25 protein-coding genes, 1 tRNA gene, 1 pseudogene and 2 CRISPR repeat arrays are annotated in these 21,944 nt (G+C 68.2%); of the genes and pseudogenes, 9 read left to right on the forward strand and 18 right to left on the reverse strand.

The features are described 5' to 3' along the window. Positions 1-9: 9 nt before the first annotated feature. From BUE44_RS36975 to BUE44_RS39710, 4 genes are all read right to left on the reverse strand, one after another. On the reverse strand, positions 10-963 hold the full coding sequence (locus tag BUE44_RS36975) for a hypothetical protein (RefSeq protein WP_143172450.1): 954 nt from the start codon (positions 961-963) through the stop codon (positions 10-12). A 70-nt stretch (positions 964-1,033) separates the two neighbouring features. Continuing rightward, positions 1,034-1,756: a hypothetical protein gene (locus BUE44_RS36980; protein ID WP_143172451.1), complete on the reverse strand. Its 723-nt coding sequence runs from the start codon at positions 1,754-1,756 to the stop codon at positions 1,034-1,036. Positions 1,757-2,074: 318 nt separating this feature from the next. Beyond that, positions 2,075-2,605 (reverse strand): hypothetical protein, encoded by a 531-nt coding sequence (locus tag BUE44_RS00205; protein ID WP_073492257.1) that lies wholly within the window; start codon positions 2,603-2,605, stop codon positions 2,075-2,077. 527 nt (positions 2,606-3,132) lie between these two features. Further along, complete coding sequence (locus BUE44_RS39710; protein ID WP_107415578.1) at positions 3,133-3,519, reverse strand: endonuclease domain-containing protein; 387 nt, start codon at positions 3,517-3,519, stop codon at positions 3,133-3,135. Between the two features lie 413 nt (positions 3,520-3,932). On the opposite strand from BUE44_RS39710, the gene BUE44_RS37325 reads away from it, so the two are divergent. Continuing rightward, a tRNA-OTHER gene (locus BUE44_RS37325) sits at positions 3,933-4,022 on the forward strand. Between the two features lie 502 nt (positions 4,023-4,524). Then, positions 4,525-6,023: a CRISPR direct-repeat array (repeat unit 29 nt; unit sequence GTGCTCCCCGCGCCCGCGGGGCTGTTCCC). A gap of 97 nt (positions 6,024-6,120) precedes the next feature. Here BUE44_RS37325 and BUE44_RS00220 read toward each other — a convergent pair. From BUE44_RS00220 to BUE44_RS00255, 8 genes are all read right to left on the reverse strand, one after another. Next, positions 6,121-7,494 (reverse strand): tyrosine-type recombinase/integrase, encoded by a 1,374-nt coding sequence (locus tag BUE44_RS00220; protein ID WP_073492263.1) that lies wholly within the window; start codon positions 7,492-7,494, stop codon positions 6,121-6,123. Continuing rightward, positions 7,491-7,697, reverse strand: coding sequence for a helix-turn-helix transcriptional regulator (locus tag BUE44_RS00225; RefSeq protein WP_073492265.1), 207 nt, complete (start codon positions 7,695-7,697; stop codon positions 7,491-7,493). Before BUE44_RS00225 ends, BUE44_RS00220 begins: the two co-directional genes overlap by 4 nt. Before the next feature lie 137 nt (positions 7,698-7,834). Then, positions 7,835-8,131: a DUF6303 family protein gene (locus BUE44_RS00230; protein WP_143172452.1), complete on the reverse strand. Its 297-nt coding sequence runs from the start codon at positions 8,129-8,131 to the stop codon at positions 7,835-7,837. Positions 8,132-8,134: 3 nt separating this feature from the next. Beyond that, positions 8,135-8,722: a hypothetical protein gene (locus BUE44_RS00235; protein WP_073492269.1), complete on the reverse strand. Its 588-nt coding sequence runs from the start codon at positions 8,720-8,722 to the stop codon at positions 8,135-8,137. Between the two features lie 17 nt (positions 8,723-8,739). Then, the gene (locus BUE44_RS00240; protein WP_073492271.1) at positions 8,740-8,937 is read right to left on the reverse strand and encodes a hypothetical protein; all 198 of its coding nucleotides are present in this window, start codon (positions 8,935-8,937) and stop codon (positions 8,740-8,742) included. A gap of 17 nt (positions 8,938-8,954) precedes the next feature. Beyond that, the gene (locus tag BUE44_RS00245) at positions 8,955-9,149 is read right to left on the reverse strand and encodes a hypothetical protein (RefSeq protein ID WP_073492273.1); all 195 of its coding nucleotides are present in this window, start codon (positions 9,147-9,149) and stop codon (positions 8,955-8,957) included. A gap of 21 nt (positions 9,150-9,170) precedes the next feature. Next, the gene (locus BUE44_RS00250) at positions 9,171-9,386 is read right to left on the reverse strand and encodes a hypothetical protein (protein WP_322939244.1); all 216 of its coding nucleotides are present in this window, start codon (positions 9,384-9,386) and stop codon (positions 9,171-9,173) included. Between the two features lie 167 nt (positions 9,387-9,553). Next, on the reverse strand, positions 9,554-11,644 hold the full coding sequence (locus BUE44_RS00255) for a cell division protein FtsK (protein ID WP_073492277.1): 2,091 nt from the start codon (positions 11,642-11,644) through the stop codon (positions 9,554-9,556). Positions 11,645-11,730: 86 nt separating this feature from the next. On the opposite strand from BUE44_RS00255, the gene BUE44_RS00260 reads away from it, so the two are divergent. Continuing rightward, positions 11,731-12,108, forward strand: a complete 378-nt coding sequence (locus tag BUE44_RS00260; protein WP_143172453.1) for a hypothetical protein — start codon at positions 11,731-11,733, stop codon at positions 12,106-12,108. A gap of 309 nt (positions 12,109-12,417) precedes the next feature. On the opposite strand, the pseudogene BUE44_RS00265 reads toward BUE44_RS00260, so the two are convergent. Both BUE44_RS00265 and BUE44_RS00270 read right to left on the reverse strand, forming a co-directional pair. Further along, positions 12,418-13,242: pseudogene (locus BUE44_RS00265) on the reverse strand (hypothetical protein); the annotation flags it as partial. Beyond that, positions 13,239-13,505, reverse strand: coding sequence for a hypothetical protein (locus BUE44_RS00270; protein ID WP_073492282.1), 267 nt, complete (start codon positions 13,503-13,505; stop codon positions 13,239-13,241). The gene BUE44_RS00270 and the pseudogene BUE44_RS00265, both read right to left, overlap by 4 nt. Positions 13,506-13,739: 234 nt before the next feature. On the opposite strand from BUE44_RS00270, the gene BUE44_RS00275 reads away from it, so the two are divergent. Both BUE44_RS00275 and BUE44_RS00280 read left to right on the forward strand, forming a co-directional pair. After that, a complete protein-coding gene (locus tag BUE44_RS00275; RefSeq protein WP_073492284.1) occupies positions 13,740-14,528 on the forward strand; it encodes a GntR family transcriptional regulator in 789 nt (262 codons plus the stop codon). Beyond that, positions 14,525-15,274 carry a glycosyltransferase family 2 protein gene (locus tag BUE44_RS00280; RefSeq protein ID WP_073492286.1) on the forward strand — a complete coding sequence of 250 codons (750 nt, stop codon included), beginning with the start codon at positions 14,525-14,527 and terminating at the stop codon, positions 15,272-15,274. The genes BUE44_RS00275 and BUE44_RS00280 overlap by 4 nt, the downstream gene beginning before the upstream one ends. A 30-nt stretch (positions 15,275-15,304) precedes the next feature. Here the strand turns inward: BUE44_RS00280 and BUE44_RS00285 are convergent, their stop codons facing one another. Beyond that, positions 15,305-15,592, reverse strand: coding sequence for a hypothetical protein (locus BUE44_RS00285; protein ID WP_073492288.1), 288 nt, complete (start codon positions 15,590-15,592; stop codon positions 15,305-15,307). A 247-nt stretch (positions 15,593-15,839) separates the two neighbouring features. Further along, on the reverse strand, positions 15,840-16,595 hold the full coding sequence (locus BUE44_RS00290) for a GntR family transcriptional regulator (protein WP_073492290.1): 756 nt from the start codon (positions 16,593-16,595) through the stop codon (positions 15,840-15,842). Between the two features lie 79 nt (positions 16,596-16,674). Between BUE44_RS00290 and BUE44_RS00295 the strand changes: the two genes are divergently transcribed. The 4 genes from BUE44_RS00295 to BUE44_RS00310 all read left to right on the forward strand — a co-directional run bounded on the left by BUE44_RS00295 (position 16,675) and on the right by BUE44_RS00310 (position 19,119). Next, positions 16,675-16,926 carry a hypothetical protein gene (locus tag BUE44_RS00295; protein WP_073492293.1) on the forward strand — a complete coding sequence of 84 codons (252 nt, stop codon included), beginning with the start codon at positions 16,675-16,677 and terminating at the stop codon, positions 16,924-16,926. Positions 16,927-17,195: 269 nt separating this feature from the next. Then, complete coding sequence (locus tag BUE44_RS00300; RefSeq protein ID WP_073493330.1) at positions 17,196-17,882, forward strand: GntR family transcriptional regulator; 687 nt, start codon at positions 17,196-17,198, stop codon at positions 17,880-17,882. Further along, a complete protein-coding gene (locus tag BUE44_RS38265; RefSeq protein WP_079189365.1) occupies positions 17,879-18,640 on the forward strand; it encodes an ATP-binding protein in 762 nt (253 codons plus the stop codon). Before BUE44_RS00300 ends, BUE44_RS38265 begins: the two co-directional genes overlap by 4 nt. Next, on the forward strand, positions 18,637-19,119 hold the full coding sequence (locus tag BUE44_RS00310; RefSeq protein WP_073492295.1) for a DUF6907 domain-containing protein: 483 nt from the start codon (positions 18,637-18,639) through the stop codon (positions 19,117-19,119). Before BUE44_RS38265 ends, BUE44_RS00310 begins: the two co-directional genes overlap by 4 nt. A 96-nt stretch (positions 19,120-19,215) precedes the next feature. Here the strand turns inward: BUE44_RS00310 and BUE44_RS00315 are convergent, their stop codons facing one another. After that, a complete protein-coding gene (locus BUE44_RS00315) occupies positions 19,216-19,440 on the reverse strand; it encodes a hypothetical protein (protein ID WP_073492297.1) in 225 nt (74 codons plus the stop codon). Positions 19,441-19,708: 268 nt separating this feature from the next. Next, entirely contained in the window at positions 19,709-20,632 is a 924-nt protein-coding gene (locus tag BUE44_RS00320) for an FkbM family methyltransferase (protein WP_107415579.1), read from the reverse strand. A 99-nt stretch (positions 20,633-20,731) separates the two neighbouring features. Here BUE44_RS00320 and BUE44_RS00325 point away from each other — a divergent pair, with 99 nt between their 5' ends. Continuing rightward, positions 20,732-21,298, forward strand: coding sequence for a hypothetical protein (locus BUE44_RS00325; protein ID WP_073492300.1), 567 nt, complete (start codon positions 20,732-20,734; stop codon positions 21,296-21,298). A 124-nt stretch (positions 21,299-21,422) separates the two neighbouring features. Further along, positions 21,423-21,939: a CRISPR direct-repeat array (repeat unit 29 nt; unit sequence GTGCTCCCCGCGCCCGCGGGGCTGTTCCC). The last annotated feature ends 5 nt before the right edge of the window (positions 21,940-21,944 follow it).

The raw sequence follows: 21,944 nt of genomic DNA on the forward strand, positions 1-21,944 counted from the left end.
AAAAAATCATTAAAGGCCACTTGCTGAAATTGACGGCGCTATGTGGATTGGTCTTTCGAGTGTATTGCTCAGCATAGCGGTTGCCAATTCAAGTGCGGCAATCGCATCCTCGTAAGGTGGAGGCTTAACGCTGTGCATCCATGCATTTCTCGCCTTGCGCACTTTATCCATTCGGGACAAAGTCTCAGCATCGATAAGATCGGCTAGAGCTAGAATTTCCGACACTACGGAAGCAGTGAAGTCCCGGCCTGTCAGCTTCTGTTTTCTAGCGGAGGATAGACCGCTGGGTGAGCCTTGAGCCGTCATATACTCAACCCAATTCTGTTGCAGGAGGGTCTCGCAGACGGTCCAGGCTGTGATTAGGCTCGACGAAAAGTCATGGTTCTTCAATGAAGCCAGAGCGTCATTGATCAGAGCTGTGAGTTCGAGAGCCTTACCGAATGGACTGCTTGTGATGTGATCCAGAGTTTCGCACGCGTGCCCGAATGTAGATTCGGGCAGGCAGCCCAGCTTTGTGAAGCTGCGCATGTAGCCGGCGCCTGGGACCATCGGCACCGCCATCAGCCCCATCCCTCCAATCCCAGCACGCATATCTTCGCCTAGCTGAAATAGGTCCCGATGGTCCACCCGGAAACCCTCGGATCCCATATTCTCTTTCTCGGCTCGGGCCGAATGGAGGCAGAGGGCGAAGGCATTGATCGTAGTCACTCTGGTCTGAGTGGCCAGGAGAAGCGAAGGGAAGTGGCGTGGTCCTTCGTCGACGGCTAGAAGTGCGCTGGAAATCTTCGCGAATTCGAAAACGAGCACCCCTCCTCCACGAACGGAAATTTCCAAGCCGGAACTCAGTTCCCATGACTTGATTTCGTTGAAGAACTCATCGGGCGCGAACGCCCTCACTTCGATAGCTGGTTCTTCGAGCAACCAGTATCTCTCGGGGAAAAAGAAAGCAGATTTAGTCCCCATCTGACCTCCTGTCCGACGTATCGAAATATTGCATCCATTTGGTCCCCTGTTCGAGCGACAAGGCGGGTCCTCAGATAAATTCTTGGAAGGATCTCTGTATCAACGGCAAAGCCGACTCTGGGGTGGTGGTTTTTCCATCCAGATGTAACTTTTCCTTTTCGGTGTGGTCCAGTTTTGAGGCAAGCTCACTTTTGCGTTTCTCCGAGACTACGGCTTCTACTGAAATCCATCCCGCAAGCTCGGAGTCGGACAGCATCTCGGGGAGAAAGTTTCCGCGAACTTTGATTAGCAGCGGGTTGTAGTTGAAATCTAATGAAAGATCGTATTCCTCAAATGAGAACGAGAGGTCCATCATTGGGCGCAAGAGTGGCGTCGTTGCGCGAAGGAACCACCAGTTAACTTCGGCGTAGTCTTCACATTCATCAATCCCGGGGGGTTCAGCGCCGTCGTGTTCCACTGCATTGCGCAGCTGGCTCATTCGACGCAAAACGCGTTTACGGATAACGCCCCACTCGTCAAGTAGTCCGAGCCAGCCCGCAGAGCGAGACTGAGGATACTGCTTGAATCCGTAAATGGAGTCTAGATGATCCAAGCGGGTCTGCATGGATCGTTTGAGAGCAAGTATGGCGTCAACTTGATCGTATGTGCCACGGTGGTTTTTGATTCGGTATTCTGCGTGAGCTTGCGAAGCTTCGGCTCGCTCTTTCAGCTTCGCTTCCTGGGGACTCAGCTCAGTGCGTGAAGATCCATCGGTCCAGTCATCCAGAACGCTGCTGTCGAACCACCACTCCATGATGCGATGTTAGAACCGCGCAGGATGGTCCAGTAGCGGTTTTAGAAGGTTCGTGTGCGCCTGGCGTCAACGTGGCCGCTGAGCGTTACCGGATGGCCATACGCAGGGAAGCACAGAAGACCATATGCGCGGTAGGGCGAGTAGGCGGTCTCAGCGCGCGGGGTAGCGCGGGGCAGGATGGTCAACCTGAAGCTCCATCGCTGGCAGGTGGGCTCTGTCGCGCCCCGTCAATCGGGGACAGCCCGGGGCCTAGAGTTGAGTGGTCTGTCCGGAGGCGAGGGATCCGTGTGGTAGGCGGACTCTCTGCTGTGAGCCGGTCTAACCACATGAGTCGCAGACGCCTGTTGAGGGAAGCTGAAGGTAACAGCTACGGCAGACGGCTGCCGGCTCCGTGACACGGGCGCGTTGCCGCTCAACGGCGGTCTGATGCTTCGGTGAAAGCGCGGGGGAGCCCCCGTCCTTCGGCAGATCCAGGCTGAACTTGCGGTAGCACTCAAGCCGTGCGTCGGCAGCGTGGAGCTCGCGCTCCAGCACGTCTTGTACTGGCGGCAGGCCAGCGACCTCAAGAACTTCCTTGTAGCCGTTGCCAACCATGCCGTCGTCCGTGTGGACGACGAGCGCGGTAAGCGGTGGATCGCCCCTGCGGTGAGCTTCCCGAACGACCTTGCCAAGCACCGCCCCGATCCAGTTCTGCAACAGGGCCTGGGTGCGCACCCCCGAGCGCTCTTGGATATCCTCACCGAGTTCCTTGTACGTGATGACCGCACGATATGTGCGCGCGACCTGGAGCAGCACTATGTATGCCTCTGATGCCCACTTTTCGCGCACGTCCGTGACGTCGTCTCCCACAGTGCCCCCGCGTGTTCAGCTGCCGGTCATCATAGGCGGGTGTGTGACGCCGGTCAGGGCTTTGGGTCTGCTGGTGGTTCTGCCTGGTGTGGACTTCGGCTCCCCCGGTCGGTGTCGACACCGTGACCTAGTCTTTTCAGTCATCTGAGCTGGCCGGTTGCCCGGACGAAGGTACGTTAGGCCCGCAACTGCGGAGCCGCGCGCCCGGCGGTCGCGGCTCCCACACTTTGGCCAATCCGGAAGCGCTGATCATGGATGCAAACCCGCCTCAGCGCGTCCCAGAGTGCCTGGTCAGCTCCTGTGCTCCCCGCACCCGCAGGACTGCCCTTCTGGCCCCGGTTCCCCGTCTCCGACAGGAGCGCCGCCCCTGCTCGGTCGGAATCGCCCTGGGCAGCCGCGACTTGGGCGTGGCCGACGTAGCGGCAGACCTCTACCACCGCGGCACGTTCCCGCTCTTGGTGGGTCACGGGCGCCACGAGCCCGCAGAGTTGGCTGTGTTTGTTGCTGCTCGGCTCTTTAGACCCACCTCATTCGGAATGTAATTGCCCGGCTTCCCATAGTATCAATCGGGCTGGGCGGTATAAGTAGGCTGCAGTCTCTGAGCGTTTGTCCCCGAGTTTTAGAGCGATTAGACACGATCCGCAGAGCAGGCCTCGCAATAGTCCGGTATTTAGATCGATATCGGGTGCAGGGGCGGCCCAAGGTTGATCGCCGCATATCGCGCACCTTCCAGCTTGCCATCGGGCGAAGATCGGAATATCCATGGCATTTCTGCTGGGCTTGCGTACTGTGCGTGCTCGCAGGTAGCTGATTGTCGCACTTTCGCTCCCGTGTGTGGTTTGTTCCACAACTGGCCACTTCCAGCATGCAGGGACGTTCGGGCCGTGTGCCTGTAGGTCTTGATGGCGAGCCATTTGTTTTTGCCACTACTGTCAAGATGAGCCCAGCAAGTCTCTGGGGTCCAGCCCCAGTGCGGGGCATCTGGCGGTATTACAAGCCGCGGGTGTGGACATGGCTTGCCGGCGAGGGTGTAGCTTCCGCAGTGCCAGTTGTCCTCATGGGCGAAAATGTGTGGCATCGAAACTCCACCTTGGAGGCTTCGTCTTGGTCGGCGGTAGGGCAAATGTGGTGAATCACGGGCGGTAGGGCGGGAGCCGAGCTGTATGTGGCCCTGGGTGGAGCGGGTGCTGCATCTGCTGCTCCGCGACCCTCGGCATCACCGCGTACCGATTCGTAGTCGGTTAGCGCGATGGGCGAGATGAAGGCCCATTTGCTCTCGCGCTCGCGCTTCGGGGAGCGGGACCCCCGTGGGGTGACAGTGTTTGAAGGCGACGTTTTTCCTGCTCAGCGTCGGTCCTGTGCACAGACTGTAAATCCGTCGGCTTAGCCTACCGTGGTTCGAATCCACGTGCCGCCACATGGAAAGGTCCCTGACCTGCAGCGATGCAGGTCAGGGACTTTTGCGTTGTGCTCGATGGTCCCCCGCCCTGTCCCGCTGGGAGCCGTTCCGGCACGCCGTCTACCAGCCTCCCTGGACGAGACGTGGACGGGATCCCGGACGGTCCGGGCCCTGGGGGAGTGGAGTCACCGCCTTTGAGTGACCCGGCATCGAGGTGGCGGGGCCACCCCTGCTCTGCCCAACGAGCCGGGTCGACGCGATTGCCCGCGGCGCCTGGGCTGTGGGGTGCCGGAGGCCGAGTGCGCGCCGGGCGTGGGCGCGGGCCTCGGCGATTCGGCGATGCTGCCCCGGGTGCGTTTTCCACGTACGTCCGGCTCCCGCCGCGGCTGGCCCGTAACGTGCGGGTGGGACCGTTGGGCACAGCCCAGCGTGCACCGACGAAAGGGTGACCGAAATGCCCGACTCTCGTAAGGTAAGCAAAAACCGCCACGCCGCGTCCTAAAGTGCCTGGTCAGTTAGTGTGCTCCCCGCGCCCGCGGGGCTGTTCCCGACGGGGGCGACAAGCCCTGGCACCCGGATTCGTGCTCCCCGCGCCCGCGGGGCTGTTCCCGCCTGGGTAAACGGCACCAGATCGGCGCGGTGGTGCTCCCCGCGCCCGCGGGGCTGTTCCCAGCGCCGACACGTACAGGATGAGCATCATCCAGTGCTCCCCGCGCCCGCGGGGCTGTTCCCAACCTCCTGACCGCGACCTGCGACCCATCGCTGTGCTCCCCGCGCCCGCGGGGCTGTTCCCGGGCAGTAGAGCCCGCCGTCCGGGCCCGTCCGGTGCTCCCCGCGCCCGCGGGGCTGTTCCCAACATCCGCGGTGCGAAGGCCGGCACGCAGCTGTGCTCCCCGCGCCCGCGGGGCTGTTCCCAGCTCGCCGCGGGCGGCGGCGCTCTCGGCGTCGTGCTCCCCGCGCCCGCGGGGCTGTTCCCTGACCTCAGGGGGACACATGCACCGGCACGCCGTGCTCCCCGCGCCCGCGGGGCTGTTCCCATGACCAACTACATGGGCGGCGACAACAACGTGTGCTCCCCGCGCCCGCGGGGCTGTTCCCTGACCTCAGGGGGACACATGCACCGGCACGCCGTGCTCCCCGCGCCCGCGGGGCTGTTCCCATGACCAACTACATGGGCGGCGACAACAACGTGTGCTCCCCGCGCCCGCGGGGCTGTTCCCGTCGAGGCCGCCGGATGGATCACCCCGGCGAAGTGCTCCCCGCGCCCGCGGGGCTGTTCCCTGGAACAGCGTCTCCGTGACCTGTCTCAGTGGGTGCTCCCCGCGCCCGCGGGGCTGTTCCCATCACCAGCCGGGTGATGGTGCGGGACTCCGGCGGCAGGTGCTCCCCGCGCCCGCGGGGCTGTTCCCCTGCTGAAGAACGGCGTCCAACTGCCTGCGAAGTGCTCCCCGCGCCCGCGGGGCTGTTCCCGTCTCCGAGCGGCGGGCCACGATCCGGCAGCTGTGCTCCCCGCGCCCGCGGGGCTGTTCCCGTCGAGGAGACCCGGGCGTTGGTCTGCACGTCGTGCTCCCCGCGCCCGCGGGGCTGTTCCCACGGTATGGATGTCCACCCCGCGGCTCGGCTGGTGCTCCCCGCGCCCGCGGGGCTGTTCCCGTCGGCGGTGAGCTTCACCTCCGGCGGCACGTGTGCTCCCCGCGCCCGCGGGGCTGTTCCCTGGGCATCTCGTCTCTCGTCTCGTCAGGAGTCGTGCTCCCCGCGCCCGCGGGGCTGTTCCTATGCTCGATTGACGAGCGAAGTTCAAGGGGTCGTGCTCCCCGCGCCCGCGGGGCTGTTCCCGCGCGCCGGCACCCTCGACTACGCCCTAGAGTGTGCTCCCCGCGCCCGCGGGGCTGTTCCCGCCCCCGAAGTCACCGCGTCCGCATACGACCGGTGTTCCCCGCGCCCGCGGGGCTGTTCCCCGTCCTCGCCCTGCCAGTGCTGCCCTCGAAGGGTGCTCCCCGCCCCTGCGGGGCTGGTCCCTGGCCCGCATCAATGCGGGCCAGGGACCCTACGCACCGGAGGTGCCAGGCAGCCGTCTCAACGAGCCGCCTCCAACCCCCGCGGCGAGCGGTTCGGCTCAGGCAGGGGCTCTGCGTTGCGCGAGGCGGGCGGAGATCTTGGCGTTGGCCTCGTCGTCACCGCCCTTGAGGAACTTCGCGTAGAAGCGGAAGAGGACGGCCACGCTCTGGCCGGCGCGGTAAGCGACGAGTTGGGGTTCGACGCCGGAGCTGAGCCAGGTTGAGACTGCCGCGTGGCGGAGGTCGTACGGGCGCTTGGCGAGCTTGGTCTTCAGCTCGTCGGGGGAGAGGACGGCCTCGCGGGCGCGTCGCCAGACCTCGCCGTAGCCGCTCTCCTGGACCATGCCGCCGCGAGCGGTGCGGAACAGCCGGCCGTCGGGTGCGTAGCCATTCACGGTCACGTGCCAGCGGAGGAGGGCGACCAGTTCGGGCGGGATGGGCACCCATCGCACGGCGGCGCGAGGACGGTGCTTGAGCCCCTTTCTGTCGTGGGCCTCACCGGAGTCGGTCCAGGAGCGTCCGGCGCGGGGGCGGCTCTCGGACAGGCGCAGCTTTCCCCAACCGCGGCGAGGGAGGCGTACGTCGTCGCGGCCGAGAGCCACGATCTCGGCCGGGCGCGCACCGCCGTAGTAGAGGCAGCCGAAGAACGCCTTGAGATGGCGTCCCCGCGCCCCCTGCTCGGCCACGGCTTCGAGAAGCACCTCCGCCATGGCCGGGTCCGGTACGCACTCGGGGTCGAGTTCGTCCTCCACCCGCTCCGGGGGATTCCACTGGATCGTGTGCAGCGGGTTCTCCGTGAGGAGGCCGTCCTCCACCGCGATGGACAAAGCCTGGTGGAAGACGGCCCGTTTGCGATGAATGACGGACGCCGCTGCCGTCTTGCCGTCGAGCCGCTTCGCGCAGGCGTTCAGCGCCTTGCGTACAGCCGGCGCCTCGGAGAGAGCAGAGACGGGCAGCGAATTCCTGGAGTACCAGGCGAGCATCCGCCGGACATCTTCCGGGGCCTCCTGGTCCCAGCGGCGCTTGTTGAACGCCCAGCCGTAGAGGGCACCCCGCGCCGCATTGGCATCGGGCATTCCCTTGGTGTCCTTGACGAGGACAGCGGTGACGGTGGCCATCGTCTCTGCGAGGCCGACGCGGGTCTTCGCCGGTGCGTCGTCCCACTTCAGTTCCATGTAGTTGCGGGCGTGTTGGTAGAAGGAGATGTCCCTGTCCTTCTGCACTCTGGACTTCGGCATTCCGGTCTCGACGTCGAATGCCTCGCCGGCGCGGGCCGCCGTGATGAGTTCGGCCCGGCGGCTCTCCGCGAGTCCGGAGGTGAGGAACGACTCCGAGTGCGGGCGCGTCCCGACCTGCCAGCGCAGTTGGTACGGCTTGCGGTACGGGCGCTTGCGGATGGCCCACACGCGCACGGTGTAGCTCCACTCGGTCATGCCTCCTCCATTTCGCTGAGGAAGGCGTCGAGTTCGCTACGGCGTACGCGGAGGTGACCGTTCGGGAGGCGATGCACCCTCGGCCCGAGCCCGCGGTTTCGCCAGCGGTACCAGGAGGCGCGGGTGATGCCGAGTTCGTCGAGAACGACCGTCAGGGGCAGCAACTCGTCTTTGGGCGGGCAATGGCGGCGGTGTCTGGCCACGTCACACCGCCTTGACGGAGACGTACTGCGAAGCGGCAGATTATGGACCATGCTGGTGGTTCCTCCTGTGCCTTAGGTGGGACGGAGGGCCGGAGCAGCGGGCGTCCTTGGCCGGTTGGCCGCTGCTCCGGGCGGGGTCAGGCGGGTGGGTCGGTCTCGGGTGCCACTGTGGTGGTGGCGACCAGTGAGACGACGCCGTCGGGGTCGCCCTCGAAGACGGTTTCCATCCATTCCCAGGTCTGTTCGGCGCCGAGGGGCGTGAAGCCGAGAGAGTGGAGTGCGGCGGCGCGGGCGTTGAGGGTCGGGATGCCGTCGGTGATGGGGAACGGGACGTGCGGCCAGCGGGCTTCGTCGGGTAAGGCGACGAAGACCTGCCATTCGGTGCCGTCCCAGGAGTGGATCATGTGGGCGCGCAGCGCTCTGGGTTGTGTCATGGGTCAGCTCGCGTGCAGGAAGCCGTGGGCTTCGGCGTGGCGGATGAGGTGGTGGAGGGCGCGCTCGGCGCATTCGCCGTACGCGTAGGCCGCGTTGGCGAGGTTGGCGGCGTCGTCGGTCTGGGCGCGGGTCAGGAGCCGGGTGCGGAGGTCGGCGAGTTCGCGGGCGCCGGCCGTGGTGGTGAGGGACTGGCTCAGGTCCGGGAGGTCGGCGGGGTCGAGGACGTAGTGGCCGTTGCGGTCGCGGGGGACTTCGACGTGGCGGGGGCGGTCGTTGCGGAGGACGGCTTGGACCGCGGAGGCGGTGCCGTGGGCGTAGCCGAGGGCGGCGTTCTCGTACAGCTCGGCGGTGTGGTGTTCGAGGACCATGTAGAGGTCGCTGAGCTGCCAGAGGGCTTCGTCGTGCGGGCGTACGGGCTCGGCGCCGGGGGTGGTGACGTGGCCGGGTACGGGGATGATGCGGGCCGGGTCGGCGGCGTGGGCGGTGAGTGCGGCGTGCTGGTGGGCGGCGCGGAGTTCGCGGGCGGCGGCGCCGAGGGCGTAGACGCTGGCGGTGAGACTGAGGTGCCAGGCCTGGGCGGTGTCGGGCATGGGGTCCTCCGGTTCGGTCAGACGAGGCTGCGCAGGGCGGCGGGGAGGTCGCCGTCGAGGGCGGCGAGGCGCTGCTCGACGGCTGCCCAGGATTCGGCGTCGATGGCCATCAACCCGGCTATGGCGGCAGGGCGTTGTCCGAGTTGGAGCGCGGTGAGGATGTCGCGGATCTCGGCGGCGGCCATGAGGGAGATCCGGGGCGGTGTGGTGGGCATGGTGGCTCCCGTCGGGGTCAGTTGCCGGAGGTGGGGAGGGCGTCGCGCAGCGCGGACATGATCTGGTCGATGGACGGGGCGGCGCTGGTGCGGGCGAGGTAGAAGCCGAAGAGCAGGGCGACGATCGCGGCTCCGGCGCCGAGGGCGCGGTAGCGCATGAGCAGGGCCAGGAGGGCGCCGAAGAGGACGATCGCGGAGATGCTGAACGCCATGGCATTGCCTTTCCGGACGGTTCAGCGGGTGCCCTCGCGGTGGAGGCGGGTCGCGGCGTTGTAGAGGTGCCGGCCGACGCGGACGCGCTGGCCGTATCCCTTGCAGCGGCGGCACTCCCGGCCGCGGACGATCCGGCCGCGCCGGTTCTGCCGGACCTTGAAGCCGAAGCCGCCGCACCTGCGGCAGACCCCGAGCGGGCTGACCGCGCAGAGGGCCGCGTAACAGAGCGTCGCCAAGACTGCGAGGGTTATAGCGGAGACGAGCGGGGACATGGAGACCTCTTCCAGAGCGGAAAAAGGGTGTGCGAAGTGAGCTGCGCTAGTGGCTAGTTGGCTGCTCAGAGCGGCTCTGGGCCGCTAGCGGGGGTGCTAGGTCTAGCGGGTGCCGGCGCTAGGCCGGACGGCTACGCGGCGGCGGTGCCGTCGTCACGGCGAGCGATGGCGGCGAGAACGTCGGCCCGGCGCACACCGCGGCGGTTGGCGCCCTTGCCGTCCTCCGTCGTGCCCCAGACCTGGACGGTGCGGATGCCGTACGGCTTGAGCGCGTTGGCCAGTTGCTCGGGGCTCCACTGGCCGTAGACGTCCGGGCGGAGTTCGGCGAGGCGGGCGACGATGTCCTCGCTCCACGCCTTCGCCTTGCCGGAGGGCAGCGCCGCGGCGACATCTGCGAGGAGGTCGTACGACGCCTCCGGTTCCGGCTGCTCGCCAACCGCGTGACCGGTGAGCCTGCCGGCTTGCTGGCGCAGGGCGCGGACGCGCAGGGCCAGGGCCTCGGCGGTGGGGGCGTTGATCTCGACACAGCGCACGATGCGGGCGTCGGCACCCTCGCCGACGAACCACGCGATGCCCTTGTCCCCCCAGGCCAGGGTGTTGGCGCGGATGCCGCGCTTGTAGGAGCCGGTGCCGAGCACCATGTCGTTCTCGATCTGGCCCATGACTTTGAGGCACCAACGGACAGTGGCGTTCGCGGAGATGCCGGTAGGCAGCGATTTGGAGTCGGGCCGCTGTGTGGCCAGGAGCAGCGTGATGCCGAGCGCCGGGCCGCGCTTGACCAGGTCGGTGCAGTGCTCCTCGAACTCGGCTCCGTACTTCGGGTGTTCGAACCACTTCTGGCACTCGTCCACGCCGACCACGATCGGGTGCAGCCCGAGCTTGCGCATGTCCGCGAGAGCGGAGGTGACCTTCGACTCCGGGCAGAGGTCCTTGGGCAGTTCGCGGATGACCTTCGCGCGCCGCCTCAACTCGGCGCGCAGCTCGCGCAGATCGGCGAGGGCGTACGCGATGTCCTCGTTCTCCTCGCCCGCCCGGTAGCGGTGGGCGATGTGGGCGAGGGCGGACAGGTCGCCGGTGCCCTTGAGGTCGTACGCGTGGATCTCGGCGCGCAGGTCCATGCAGGCGATGAGCAGGACGAGCCGGAGCAGGAACGTCTTGCCCATCCGGGGCACGGCGCCGACGATCCCGGACACGTACATCAGCGACTGCGCCACCCACCGTCCGCGTTGGTCGGTGGCGAACGGCTGAGCCCTGAAGAGGTCCAGCGGCTTGGCCGCCAGCAGCGGCCATTTCGGCTGCTTGGTCTGCGACATGTCCTGGTCGCCGACCCAGAGGCGGAGCCGCCCGGTGTGCTCGTTGGGTACGGCCTCCGGCCATACGCAGCCGAGCGGGCGCCGCAGCCCGGACGCCAGCCGCTCGCGGCGGTCGACCACGTCGGCGACGGTGACGCCGTACGGCAGGTCGCCCTCCGCGAGCCAACCGGGGCCGTCGCGGGTGATCGGCGCGGTGAAGGCGAAGCCGGGGCCGCCCTTGGACTGCGCCTGGTTGATCGCGGGGATGCCGAGCGCGCCGAGCGCTCGCAGGACGATGTCGCTGGTGAGCTTGGCGGCGCGGGGGATCTCCACAGCCCTGTGGATAACCGGATCATCGGCCGGCTGCCCGAGCCTGCCGAGCGCCATGACCGCCACGGCGGCGACCACGGCGAGCGTCCAGGCCGGTGCGAGGACGTACGCCACCAGCGCGGCGATCGGGCCGAGCACGGAGGCGGCGACGCCGACGACCGTGCGCCAGCGCACCCGCCGGTCCCGTTGCCGCGAGAGCTTGAGGTACTCCTCGATGTCCTCGCGCGTGGCCGCCGCTTGCCGCAGTGGCTCCCCCTCGGCGTCGACCAGCCAGCGCAGCACCCCGCCGACGAAGCGGGCGGCGCCGCGGGGCGCGCGAAGGGCCAGGCGCAGGGCGTACCAGGGAGCGCGGGCCAAGTGGTACGCGCTGACGTGCCCGGCGTACGCGGTGACGCCCTTCGCGGCGGCCTCGAACTCCTGCCGCGACCGCGCCCACGCCGGTACGACCGGCCGCCGCTTCGCACCGCGGACGCGATCCAGCAGTCGGGGACCGGTCGGGCCGCCCGGCTGGTCGACAATGATCCGAGCGTCCGGTTCTGCCGAACTGCCATCAGGGGGCGGTAACGGCCCGCGCCCGGGGTCCTGCTTGTCATGGGTCATTCGGAGGTCCTTTCGTGAGGAGGGGATGTACGCGGTCCGCCCGGCCCGACAGCCGGCCGGGCATGGGCGCGCACTACGCTCGGGTTATGAAGGTGCTGGTCACGCGAGGCAGCGTCGCGATGGGCGATGACGCTGATGCTCCGCATGAACGGGTGTGGGAGTTTCCCGGGCAGCCCGGGATCGCTGACGTGCTCGCCGCGATCAAGCGGGACTGGTATCTCCCGCAGATCAAGTTCGGGCGTGCCACGTGGGTGGTGCACAGCCGCGGCCGTGAAGGCGTGGCGCTGGCGGTGGTGGCGGAGCAGTGGAAGAAGCCCCGGTTGCTCCCCGGTGGCCAAGCCAGTGCTGCCGGCCTCGCGGACAGCGACGGCACTGTGCGCCTTTACTTCGACTACCGCGCACAGATCGACCCCGATGGCGTCTACGACGACCTGTGCGAGATCCAGCGACGGGAAGTGAGCTGAGAGCCGGCCCGAGCCTGGGGCCGTAGGTCATCGAGAGCCGTTCACCGGACGCGGGCCGCGTTCGGTGTCGAGCCGTACGAACACGCTATGGACGTAGCTCGGCGCGCGGGTCGCCCGCCGGGCCGTTTCGCGGACGGTGAGGCCCTCGGCCCAGCCGGCTTCGATCGCGGCGAGGGCGTCGGCGGTGCTGAGCTTGAGCCGGGGTTGTTCAGGTGATCGGGCGGTGTCGTCCACCGGCGGGAGGTCGGTGGACAGCAGTCGCGGGTACGAGCGGATTGTCGCCGTCGCCCGGGTCATCTCGTCCCTGACCTGGCCCGCCAGCGCGGACGCCGCAGGGGCGCGGGGTAACTCAGCCCACGGCGACGGAAGATCGATGACCGCCAGGGCGGCGGCATTGCGCCGGGCGGCGAGTTGGCCGAGCAGCTTGCGACGCTGCTCGCGGTCGTCGCCGACAGAAGCTCTGGCGACGGCCGTGGACAGTCGGCGGGTGATACGCCGCCCGCGCCGCTTGCCCCTGTCGGCGGGACTGGTCTCGGCGAGGCGCGCGGCCAGCGCAACGGCTCGTACGGTCGCCCGGTCGCGGGTGATCTGGGCCGCGTCGCGGTGCCGTTCGGCGATGCCGAGACGGGAGAGCAGGCGTTCGCGCAACTCCCGTACCAGCAGTGCCCCGAAGCCGCGCGAGGCCGCATCCGGCTTGCGGTGCCGCAGCTCGATTCCCATGGCGAGGTGCCAGAGCATGGCGGCCATGACCGGCCCGACGAAGGCGCGTACGGTGCCGCCGACCGGCCCTGACTCGGCGTATGCGGGGATGACTTGGACGGACGTGATCGCCCACACCAGCAGCCCCGGGACGCCGGGGGCGGCGTTCGGCCCGTTGAGGTTCTGCCGGGCCATGAGGGCGGTGGCGAAGAGCGCGAGTTCGGCGGCACCGAACATCGCGGCGCGTTCAGCCGTACCGGCCATGTCGAGGTAGTCGGCGGCGAACCGCCACGACGTATCGGCGCTGTAGGCCGTGCAGCCGGCGGCGGCGAGAGCGGCGACCCGGATGGCAGGCGTGCCGCGCCTCAGCTGCTTTTCGGCGTAAAGAACGAGGCAGGCAGCGGCGATGGCGGCGCCGACGTACAGAGGGCTCATGACGCCTCCCCAGCCCAGCGGTGGCCCCGGAACAGCGAGGCCCCGCCGAGCCGTACGGCGTGCAAAGCGTCCTCCATGGCGAAGGCGTCGCGCTCGCCCTGGTCCAGCAGCTCGGCGAGGACGTCGCGGGCGGCGGTCAGGCGGGCGGTGCGTTGCTCGGCGGACTCGTCGGGCCGGCCGAGGAAGAGGTCTCGGAAGTCCTCCGGGACCTCGGATAAGCCGTGGCCGCCGGATGCGCGGCGGCCACCGGTAGGTGGAGGCATGGCCTCTCCTGAGTCCTGGGTGGGTGGGTGAGCCGGCGGCTTCACGGGCCGCCGGTGGTGCGTTCATGAGGCGCTATGGAGTTCTCAAGCAGCAGCGATGCGCTCTCTTCAAGAGATCCTGTCCTCAGGTCCTCCTTAGGAGTGAGGAAAACTATGACGCACTCGCCTGTACTCGTCAAGACCTCTTGAGGACTTGTATGCTGAAGCCGCCCGACGATCAGGACGGTGGCGCGAATGGCCAAGGCATACGAGCGGATCGCCGACGATCTCCGCGATCGCATCCGCGCAGGTGAGTTGGCCCCCGGTGACCAACTCCCCTCCGAGACAACGCTCGTGGGGCGGTACGGGAAGAGCCTCCCGACGATCCGCCAGGCACTCGCCCTTCTCCAGGCGGAGGGCCTGATCGAGAAGCAGCACGGCCGCGGCAACTTCGTCCGCAAGCCCCGAACCCAGGTCCGCCGCACCAACCTCCGCCACGAGTGGGAGAAGGCGCGCGCCCGCGAGTCGGAGCAGGAGCGCAAGCAGACAGGCGCGACCGAGCATGACACCGGCCTCGACATAGACGATCTGGTCTTCCACGCCGAGTACGACCAGGTCGAAGCGGGAGAGGAACTGGCCGCGATCTTCGGCGTCCCCGCCGGGACGGTCATGGTGGAGCGGACCTACCGCACCCGCTACAGCGCCGAGGACTATCCCTTCAGCCTGGTCGAGTCCTACCTCGTGCGCGACATGGTCGCCGAGAATCCCGCTCTGCTGGACGCCGCCAACGAGCCCTGGCCCGGCGGTACACAGAACCAGCTCCACACCATCGGCATCGAGCTGGACCGCATAGAGGAACGGGTCCTCGCCCGCCCGCCGGCTCCAGACGAGGCCGAGGAACTGGGCCTGCCCCCGGGCACTGCCCTGATCGTGCTCGCCAAGACGTCGTACGACACGACCGGCCGCGTGGTGGAGCACTCCTTCGTCCGCCTGCCGGGCGACCGCACGGAACTGACCTTCGTCACCCCGCTGGAAAGGTGGTGACCGCCGTGCCGGTCCGCCGCATCGACGTCATCACGGCCGTCCACGCGCCCTCGGCTCACTTCCTCGCGGACGCGTACAAGTCTCTGTGCGCCCAGGAGTTGCCGGACGGCTGGGAGTGGCACTGGATCATCCAGGAGGACGGCTCCGGCGACGCCGTACGCCCCCATGTCCCGGACGATGTGCGCGTCACTTTCCACCAGGGCCGTCCCGGGGGACCGGGTGTGGCCCGCACGATGGCACTGGCCTACGCCACCGGCCCGTACGTCAAAGTCCTCGACGCCGACGACCAGTTGACGGCTGGGGCTTTGGCCCGCGACCTGGCCATCCTGGAAGCCGACCCGACCCTCGGCTGGGCGACCTCCCGCGTCCTGGACCTACTCCCCGACGGCTCGACGGCCGGCTTCGACGCGGACCCCGAGGGCGGCCCCCTCGCGAAGGGCGTCGTTTTCGACTTCTGGAAGGCCAACGGCTACCGCGCCCAGGTCCACCCGGCGACCCTCTTCATCCGCCGCGACCTGCTCCTGGCGCTGGGCGGCTGGATGGCACTCCCGGCGTCGGAGGACACCGGCCTCCTCCTGGCCCTCAACGCAGTGAGCCCCGGCTACTTCAGCCGCGAATACGGCCTGCTGTACCGCAAGTGGGAGGGCCAGGCGACGGCCCAGAACACCCACACTGACGAGGGCGAACGTGAAGCCCGCATGGGAGTGATCCAAGCCCGGGTTCAAGCGCTTGCGAAGGTGATGTGACCTCAGCGTTTGGACGCACTTCCCCGGAAGCTACTCCCAGAGTCCGGAGCAGCTGTAACCAGTGGTCGACTTTTCCGGCCCGGTTCTGATGTGGAAGGTCGTGATGTGCCCGTGGCAAATACTTCCGTCCGGAGCCACCTCCAGCAGTGACGCATCAACGAGGAGGCGGTTGACCTCCCGTCCCTCGGCCTCGGTTATGCGCTTGAGGAATTCACGCGGCGCCTTGTGGAACTCTTCCCAGTCTTCCTTGGTGAACTCGACCTCCCAGAAGTCGATCTGGTGGTCCTCGTCCTGGTGCCTGGGCATGAATTTGGCCATCGCTTATCACCTCGCAATGATGAACGGTTCGGCAGTTCCAGCCTCCCGCGCGTGGACTCTCCCTGCAACCGCGGACACATGAAATCACAGGTGAGCGCATACCGCTCCGAGATCATCTGCCTGATGAACGTCTCGCTCACTCGCGGACCCTTCCTCTGGTCAATATGGCGACGGAGGATAGGCACGCGCCCGTGACAGCCCCTGTCAAAGCAGACTCATACCTGATGGCGGTGTTCAGATGGACTTACTACGCAGTGACCGGGACCTCGTAGACAATTTCACAGACCGCTGCCGGCACCACGATGTCGGCTGTCTCTACTGAGCGGCCGTCATCGCTGTAGTACGTCCGTTGGATGTGCGTGACCAAAGAGCCCTTCTGGACGCCGAGAAGGGTCACTTCCTCCGGACTCGGCTGCCGCGGCTCGGGCCGCTCCACTGCCCGGGTCACCGTTACGCCGATTTCCGCCATGCGGCGGACGACGCCGATACCCGCGTGCGGGCCAGCCTCCGGGAGGACGACGAGGGTGCCGGCCGTCAGGGCGTACGGCTCCCAACTGGTCGACAGTTGGACAGGCTTGCCGTCGGCGAGGAATTCGTAGGCCGTGCGCACGCACAAGTCGCCCTCGGCGATGCCGAGTCGAGCGGCGATGTCGCTCGGGGCCGGCACTTTCGCGTCGGTGCGGCTCTCCCACGTCCCGCGACGCCCGAGCGCCGCCATGTCCGCGGCGAAGGGCGAACCGCCCGCCTGCTCGCGGTAGATGGACCGCACCATCCGCAGCCGTTCGCGCGGCTCCGCGACGTACGTACCTGACCCGGCCCGGCCCTCCAAGGTGCCCAGGGAGATCAGCAGCTCCTGCGCCCGCCGGATGACGTTCTCGCCGACCCCGTACTCCTGGCCCAGCTCGGCGCGCGAGGGCAGCCGGTCGCCGGGCGACCACTCGTGGCTCGCGATGCGCGCGCGCAGCACGTCTGCGATGCGGAGATACGGCGGCTGATCAGGCATGTGGACAATCTAGTCCACTAGCTCTAATCTGGTTAACTAGCATCACTGAGGGTGCTCACTTGGCAACGGAGGACGCCTTGTGCCGCCACGCGACGCCCGCATCGCGGACCTCTTCGCGCGCCTCACCGCCGCAGGTCTGGCGCCTGAGCAGAAGGAGTACGCCGACCGCACGCTCATCGAGGCCCGAGTCGCCGACGACTTCCCGGCGGCGGCCTGGCCCGAGGTGCTTGCCGCGCTGGAGACAGCCGATTCGTTCGGCTCCGCTGACCGCGCCGGGGGAGACCGCCACCTCTGGGCCGCCTTCCGCCGCACCGACCGCCGTAGGAGATGACCACCCGTGCTCCACCTCATCCGCACAGTTGCTGCCTGGCTCGCCCGACAACTGCTCCCCCCGAGGAGAACCAGCCCCCAGCGCCGGCCCGCGGTGGGGCCGTTTAGCCCACTGGCCAGCACCCAGGCCCGGCGCCCGTTACGGTCTCACGCGCCGACGCCACATGTATGGACTGACGCCGGGCCGTTGCTCCGCCCGTACATCCTGAGCGCCGAGGAATGGACGCGGCGCCGACGCGAGGGTCAGCCGAGGGCGCGGAGCCGCGCTTCATGACTGCCCGGCACGAGCAAGTTGCCGACGACCTACGCCGCTTGATCGTGGCAGGCACCTTCGCGATCGGTGACCGCCTTCCCCCCGAAACCCGCCTCGCCGTCCAGTACGGCGTCAGCACGCCCACCCTCCGCGAGGCCCTTGAAGTCCTCCGCGCGGAAGGGCTGATCGCCAAGTACCAGGGGCGTGGCAACTTCGTCAGACGACCGTCCGAACGGCTCACGTACCCGGGGCCTCCCAAAGCCGAGCGAGTGACGGTCAGTTCCACTGACGCCACAGCAACGGGCGTCCTCGCAGTCCGCCTCGGCCTTCCGGAGGGTGCACCGCTCACCGCGTACGTCTGCCTCAGCCATCGCGACGACTCGCGGCAGAGCCTCACCCACGTCTACGTCCCGCGCACCGCAGCGCCGTTGACCGTCGCCTCCCCCTGGGGAGACGACCTGGTCACAGCCGCTGCCGGCGTGCCCGTGGCGACGAGCAACGACCAGGTCACCGCCCGGTTCCCCACCACGGCGGAAGCACAGTCGCTGCGCATCGGCACCCGTACGCCCGTCCTCGCGATCGAGCGCACGTTCACCACCGCCGACGGCCGACACGTCGCGTACGCGCTCCTCGTACTGCCCGGCGACCGCGCGGAGGTCGTCCTCATCACCCGACTCGACACCGACCAGGAAGCTCAGCAATGACCGAATTCCCGAAGAGCCGACCCTTCGCCCCGCCCGAACCACGAACCGAGCCGGTCGTGGCCCTGCGCCTGTTGCCTTGGCAGGGTCCGGAAGGGCGCCCTGCCACCCTGAACGGCGACGGCGGATACCTCTCTCGCCTCGCCGACGAGATCGAGGATCTGCAACTCGACTCGGCGCGCGTCGTGTTTGACCTCGCACCTGCCGTTCTGGACAACCCCGCCACGTGCCCGCACGAGGTGCGCTTCGCTGCGCGACGGCTCCGCGAATCCCTCGGCGACGTGCTGAAGATCGCGGAGAGCCGACGCCTCCCCGGGCCCGTCTTGGCCCGACAGATCACGTCGCCGCACGTGAAGCGCTGGACGTACGAAGCCCATTGCGTCGGCGAGGCCCGCCACGACCTGCGCTTCGTACTGCATGCATGGAGCTTGGGTGACTTGGCCGAGCGCGCGGAACTCATCCTCTCCGAACTGCTCACCAACGCTGTCCGCCACACCGACCCCTCACCCGACCGGGAGATCGAGACGCGGTACGAGCTGCTGCCGGCGGGCGTACGCATCGAGGTCCACGACGCCGACGAGCGGTGGCCGACGCGACAGGACACGGCCGCGGATGCCGAGACAGGACGCGGGCTCGCCCTGGTCGACGCCCTGACGAGCGCGAGTTGGGGAGTCAGCACTCGGGAGGGCATCGGGAAACTCGTGTGGGCGGTCGTGGAGCGGGACGACAACGCACAGGTGTCAGGGGAGGCGGCGGTATGAGTCGCACCACGGCCACCGATGACCTCGGCCGTTCCGTGCCCGAGGTCCCGGCCCCCAGGCGCTGGACCGTTGCCACCACCGAAGGCTTCACCGTCACGGGCCACCTCCTCGCATGGGCCGACGACGACCCCACCGCGACGGGCGTTCCACCCGGCCAACTCGCGGTTCAACTGGCAGACATCAGCCACCGGGCCTACTTCGACGGCGAGCTGCTCCACGTCATCGCGCCGGGGCGGGAGCCGCAGGAAGGCGTGCTGTGGGGCGTGCTCGTCTGCGATCCGTACGCCGAAGATCCGGCACCACGCGTCCCGGTCGTCAACATCGCCGTCGTGGACGACTACTGGATCAATCACCTCGACCCCGCAGGCTTGGCCGAGGTCGCCGCCAGACTGCGCGCCCAGGCGGACCGCCTCGACCACGACGTACGGCCCCGACTCGTCGCCGCCCGCGCCGACTGGGCCGCCCGCCACGGCGCCTGAACGTACCGCTCCCTCCGCCCGCCGCGCCTTCCGCGCGACGTCGGAGGGTGCGGTGCGTTCAGACACCGTCTCGGTGTTGGTGATGCTTGATCCCGGTCAGTGCGTGTCGGCGGCGGTACGCGGCAGCAGCGGCAGCGCGGCGAAGTAGAGCGCGACGCAGACCAGCACGATCGCCGAGCATGCGGCGAGTCCGCCGACCGCCGTGGATGTCCGCGTGATCGACAGATAGGCGCGGGAGATCGAGGCCGCGCCGACCGCGTCGGCGATCTGCTGGGCCCCGTTCAACGCGTCGCCGGCGCTTCCGGGCTCGGAGGCCGCCACGCCACCGATGGCCTACCGCGAAGACTCTCCCGAATCTGGTGCAGGTCGTTGTTTCGCCGGATGCTGGGTCCATGCGGAACTTCACGATGCCTCGCCGGCACGGCTGGGGATGGCCGACCAGCCCGCCTCCGACCGTTCCTCCCGGTGGCCCGCCGGTTTTCCACTGCCCGAAGTGCCACGGCCCCCTGCCTGAGGGACGTACCGACACGTGCGGCGCGTGCCCGGACGACGGCGACGATTGAGCCGAGCGATGCTTGGGGCGGTGGCCTTACGGCAGTTTCTCGGCGTCGACCCGCGAAAAGATGAGGTCGCTCTCGCCGTCGACCGGCCCGCGCCAGCGGATCGGCACCGCGGCCGGTCCACGCAGGGCCGTCGGGTACGTCGCCGCCGCGTACTCGTTCGCCAGCCGGTAGACGTGGAAGCCGTGGTCGCGCATGGTATCCAGCAGCTCATCGACGGAGTCGCCGAGCTGCGCCATACGGTCGGGTGTCACCTCGACGGTGACCTCGGCGTCGGGGCGTAGCCGGTCCAGAAGCGGGGCCATGCCGCGTACGACGCCGCCCTCGGCGCCCTCGACGTCCACCTTGATGACGCGGGCCTTCGCGATCTCGTCCGCTTCGAGGACGTCCGGCAGCGGGAAGGCCTCAATCTCGAACGTCGACTCCACCGGCCCATCCCACGGGACGATGCTGTTCGCGCCCATGTTGGCGGAGCTGGAGAGGATGAAGGTCAGCGTCTGCTGCTTGTCGGAGACCGCGGTCTGGGCGACACGGATGTTCTCGCAGCCGTTGAGGGCGGCATTCTGCGCCAGCCGCCGCGTGAAGTCCTGCGACGCCTCGATCGCCACGACCCGTCCCTGCGGGCCGACCAGCCGCGAGGCCAACACGCTGAAGTAGCCGATGTTCGCGCCGACATCCACGAAGGTGTCGCCCGGCTTGAGCCGGCGCTGGAGCCACCGCGTCATCCGCGGCTCCCACACGCCGAAGAGGTAGAGGTACCGCTGGATGAGGTCCTGCGTGTCGACGGCGAAGCTCGCCCCGATCGCGGTCTCGGTCACCCGCTTCCGCGGCTCGTCCCGCAGGTGCGGATTGAGGTAGCGGCCGGCCAGCGCTCCTGTGCCCACCCCATTGGGTGCGTTGCGCACGTACCACCGCCCCAGCGTGACCAGGGCCTCTGATGTGGGGCTGCTCATCCGATCGCCTCTCCGCCGCCTACCTCGCCGCACGGTAGCACCGCGCCCCCGGAGCCCCTCTAAAATCCTCAAGACGTCTTTACGACTCGTCGGTGGGGGATGGCCTTGGACACGTCCGATCAGCTCTTAACAATCCTGGCCGTGCTCCTCGGCGCCATGACCACGTACGTGACGAACTACTGGACCGAGCGCCAGCGCATCCGCCGCGAACTGGTGACCCGCTGGGACGGCAAGAAGCTCGACGCCTACGAGAACTACGTCGACCGCGTCCGCGCCGCCGTCTTCCTGGCCGTCGAGCTGTACGAGCACCGCGAGGGCATCCGCCCCTGCGACGAGCCGGAGCCGCAGCTCCGCGCCCAGCTCATCGACGCCATCCGGCTACAGGGCCGCGCCTTCGAGCGCATCATGCTCCTGGCCGGCGACGAGGTGATCGAGGCCGCCCACGACCTGAACGCGGCGTCCCGCGCCGTGGACTGGCAAGCCACCGGCAAGACCGCCGGCACCCTGGACGACTGGCGGGACCGCAACCGCGAGGTCTTCGCAGCGATCAACACCTTCCACGAGGCGGCCCGCACGGATCTCGGCGTCTCCGGTTCAGTGACGGGGGAGTCCCACCCCAACCGAGACCTGCTTCTGCCTCCGGCGCGTCAAAGCGGGGATCGCTGACGTGCGGGCGCGGGAGGTTCAACTTTGCGGGACGCCTGCTGATGGTGTGGTGACCGAAATGCCCGAGTCTTGCAAAGTAAGTAAAAACCACTGCCCCGCGTTCTAGAGTGCCTGGTCAGCTCCTGTGCTCCCCGCGCCCGCGGGGCTGTTCCCTCGCCGCCGGCCCCGGCGGCGGCGTATACCTGGTGCTCCCCGCGCCCGCGGGGCTGTTCCCCGGGTATCCGCGCAGGTGAAGTACGCCGTCAGGTGCTCCCCGCGCCCGCGGGGCTGTTCCCGTAGAGGTGTCGATCAAGTAGCACAGCAACAGGTGCTCCCCGCGCCCGCGGGGCTGTTCCCCGTTCTGTCACAGATGCGCCGTGATTTCGTCCGTGCTCCCCGCGCCCGCGGGGCTGTTCCCGCGTCCGGCACGGTCACGCTGAATGCGTCCGGGTGCTCCCCGCGCCCGCGGGGCTGTTCCCGGGTGCGGGCGGGCGGGGGGATGAGGATCGTCGTGCTCCCCGCGCCCGCGGGGCTGTTCCCTGTGGACGATGCCGTTCTCACGCTCGTTCACCGTGCTCCCCGCGCCCGCGGGGCTGTTCCCGGCCGGCGCCTGCGCAGGCTGCGCCGGGAACTGTGCTCCCCGCGCCCGCGGGGCTGTTCCCCACCC

It is taken from the genome of Actinacidiphila paucisporea (genome assembly GCF_900142575.1).
GTDB lineage: Bacteria > Actinomycetota > Actinomycetes > Streptomycetales > Streptomycetaceae > Actinacidiphila > Actinacidiphila paucisporea.

Bases quoted from the DNA above. Each gene is read 5' to 3' on its own strand.
- BUE44_RS00260 (WP_143172453.1), top strand. From the start codon at position 11,731: ATGAAGGTGCTGGTCACGCGAGGCAGCGTCGCGATGGGCGATGACGCT.
- BUE44_RS00255 (WP_073492277.1), bottom strand. From the start codon at position 11,644: ATGACCCATGACAAGCAGGACCCCGGGCGCGGGCCGTTACCGCCCCCT.
- BUE44_RS00300 (WP_073493330.1), top strand. From the start codon at position 17,196: ATGACTGCCCGGCACGAGCAAGTTGCCGACGACCTACGCCGCTTGATC.
- BUE44_RS00230 (WP_143172452.1), bottom strand. From the start codon at position 8,131: ATGACACAACCCAGAGCGCTGCGCGCCCACATGATCCACTCCTGGGAC.
- BUE44_RS39710 (WP_107415578.1), bottom strand. From the start codon at position 3,519: ATGGCTCGCCATCAAGACCTACAGGCACACGGCCCGAACGTCCCTGCA.
- BUE44_RS00235 (WP_073492269.1), bottom strand. From the start codon at position 8,722: ATGCCCGACACCGCCCAGGCCTGGCACCTCAGTCTCACCGCCAGCGTC.
- BUE44_RS38265 (WP_079189365.1), top strand. From the start codon at position 17,879: ATGACCGAATTCCCGAAGAGCCGACCCTTCGCCCCGCCCGAACCACGA.
- BUE44_RS00290 (WP_073492290.1), bottom strand. From the start codon at position 16,595: ATGCCTGATCAGCCGCCGTATCTCCGCATCGCAGACGTGCTGCGCGCG.
- BUE44_RS00245 (WP_073492273.1), bottom strand. From the start codon at position 9,149: ATGGCGTTCAGCATCTCCGCGATCGTCCTCTTCGGCGCCCTCCTGGCC.
- BUE44_RS00240 (WP_073492271.1), bottom strand. From the start codon at position 8,937: ATGCCCACCACACCGCCCCGGATCTCCCTCATGGCCGCCGCCGAGATC.
- BUE44_RS00270 (WP_073492282.1), bottom strand. From the start codon at position 13,505: ATGCCTCCACCTACCGGTGGCCGCCGCGCATCCGGCGGCCACGGCTTA.
- BUE44_RS00320 (WP_107415579.1), bottom strand. From the start codon at position 20,632: ATGAGCAGCCCCACATCAGAGGCCCTGGTCACGCTGGGGCGGTGGTAC.
- BUE44_RS00310 (WP_073492295.1), top strand. From the start codon at position 18,637: ATGAGTCGCACCACGGCCACCGATGACCTCGGCCGTTCCGTGCCCGAG.
- BUE44_RS36975 (WP_143172450.1), bottom strand. From the start codon at position 963: ATGGGGACTAAATCTGCTTTCTTTTTCCCCGAGAGATACTGGTTGCTC.
- BUE44_RS00325 (WP_073492300.1), top strand. From the start codon at position 20,732: ATGGCCTTGGACACGTCCGATCAGCTCTTAACAATCCTGGCCGTGCTC.
- BUE44_RS36980 (WP_143172451.1), bottom strand. From the start codon at position 1,756: ATGGAGTGGTGGTTCGACAGCAGCGTTCTGGATGACTGGACCGATGGA.
- BUE44_RS00285 (WP_073492288.1), bottom strand. From the start codon at position 15,592: ATGGCCAAATTCATGCCCAGGCACCAGGACGAGGACCACCAGATCGAC.
- BUE44_RS00220 (WP_073492263.1), bottom strand. From the start codon at position 7,494: ATGACCGAGTGGAGCTACACCGTGCGCGTGTGGGCCATCCGCAAGCGC.
- BUE44_RS00275 (WP_073492284.1), top strand. From the start codon at position 13,740: ATGGCCAAGGCATACGAGCGGATCGCCGACGATCTCCGCGATCGCATC.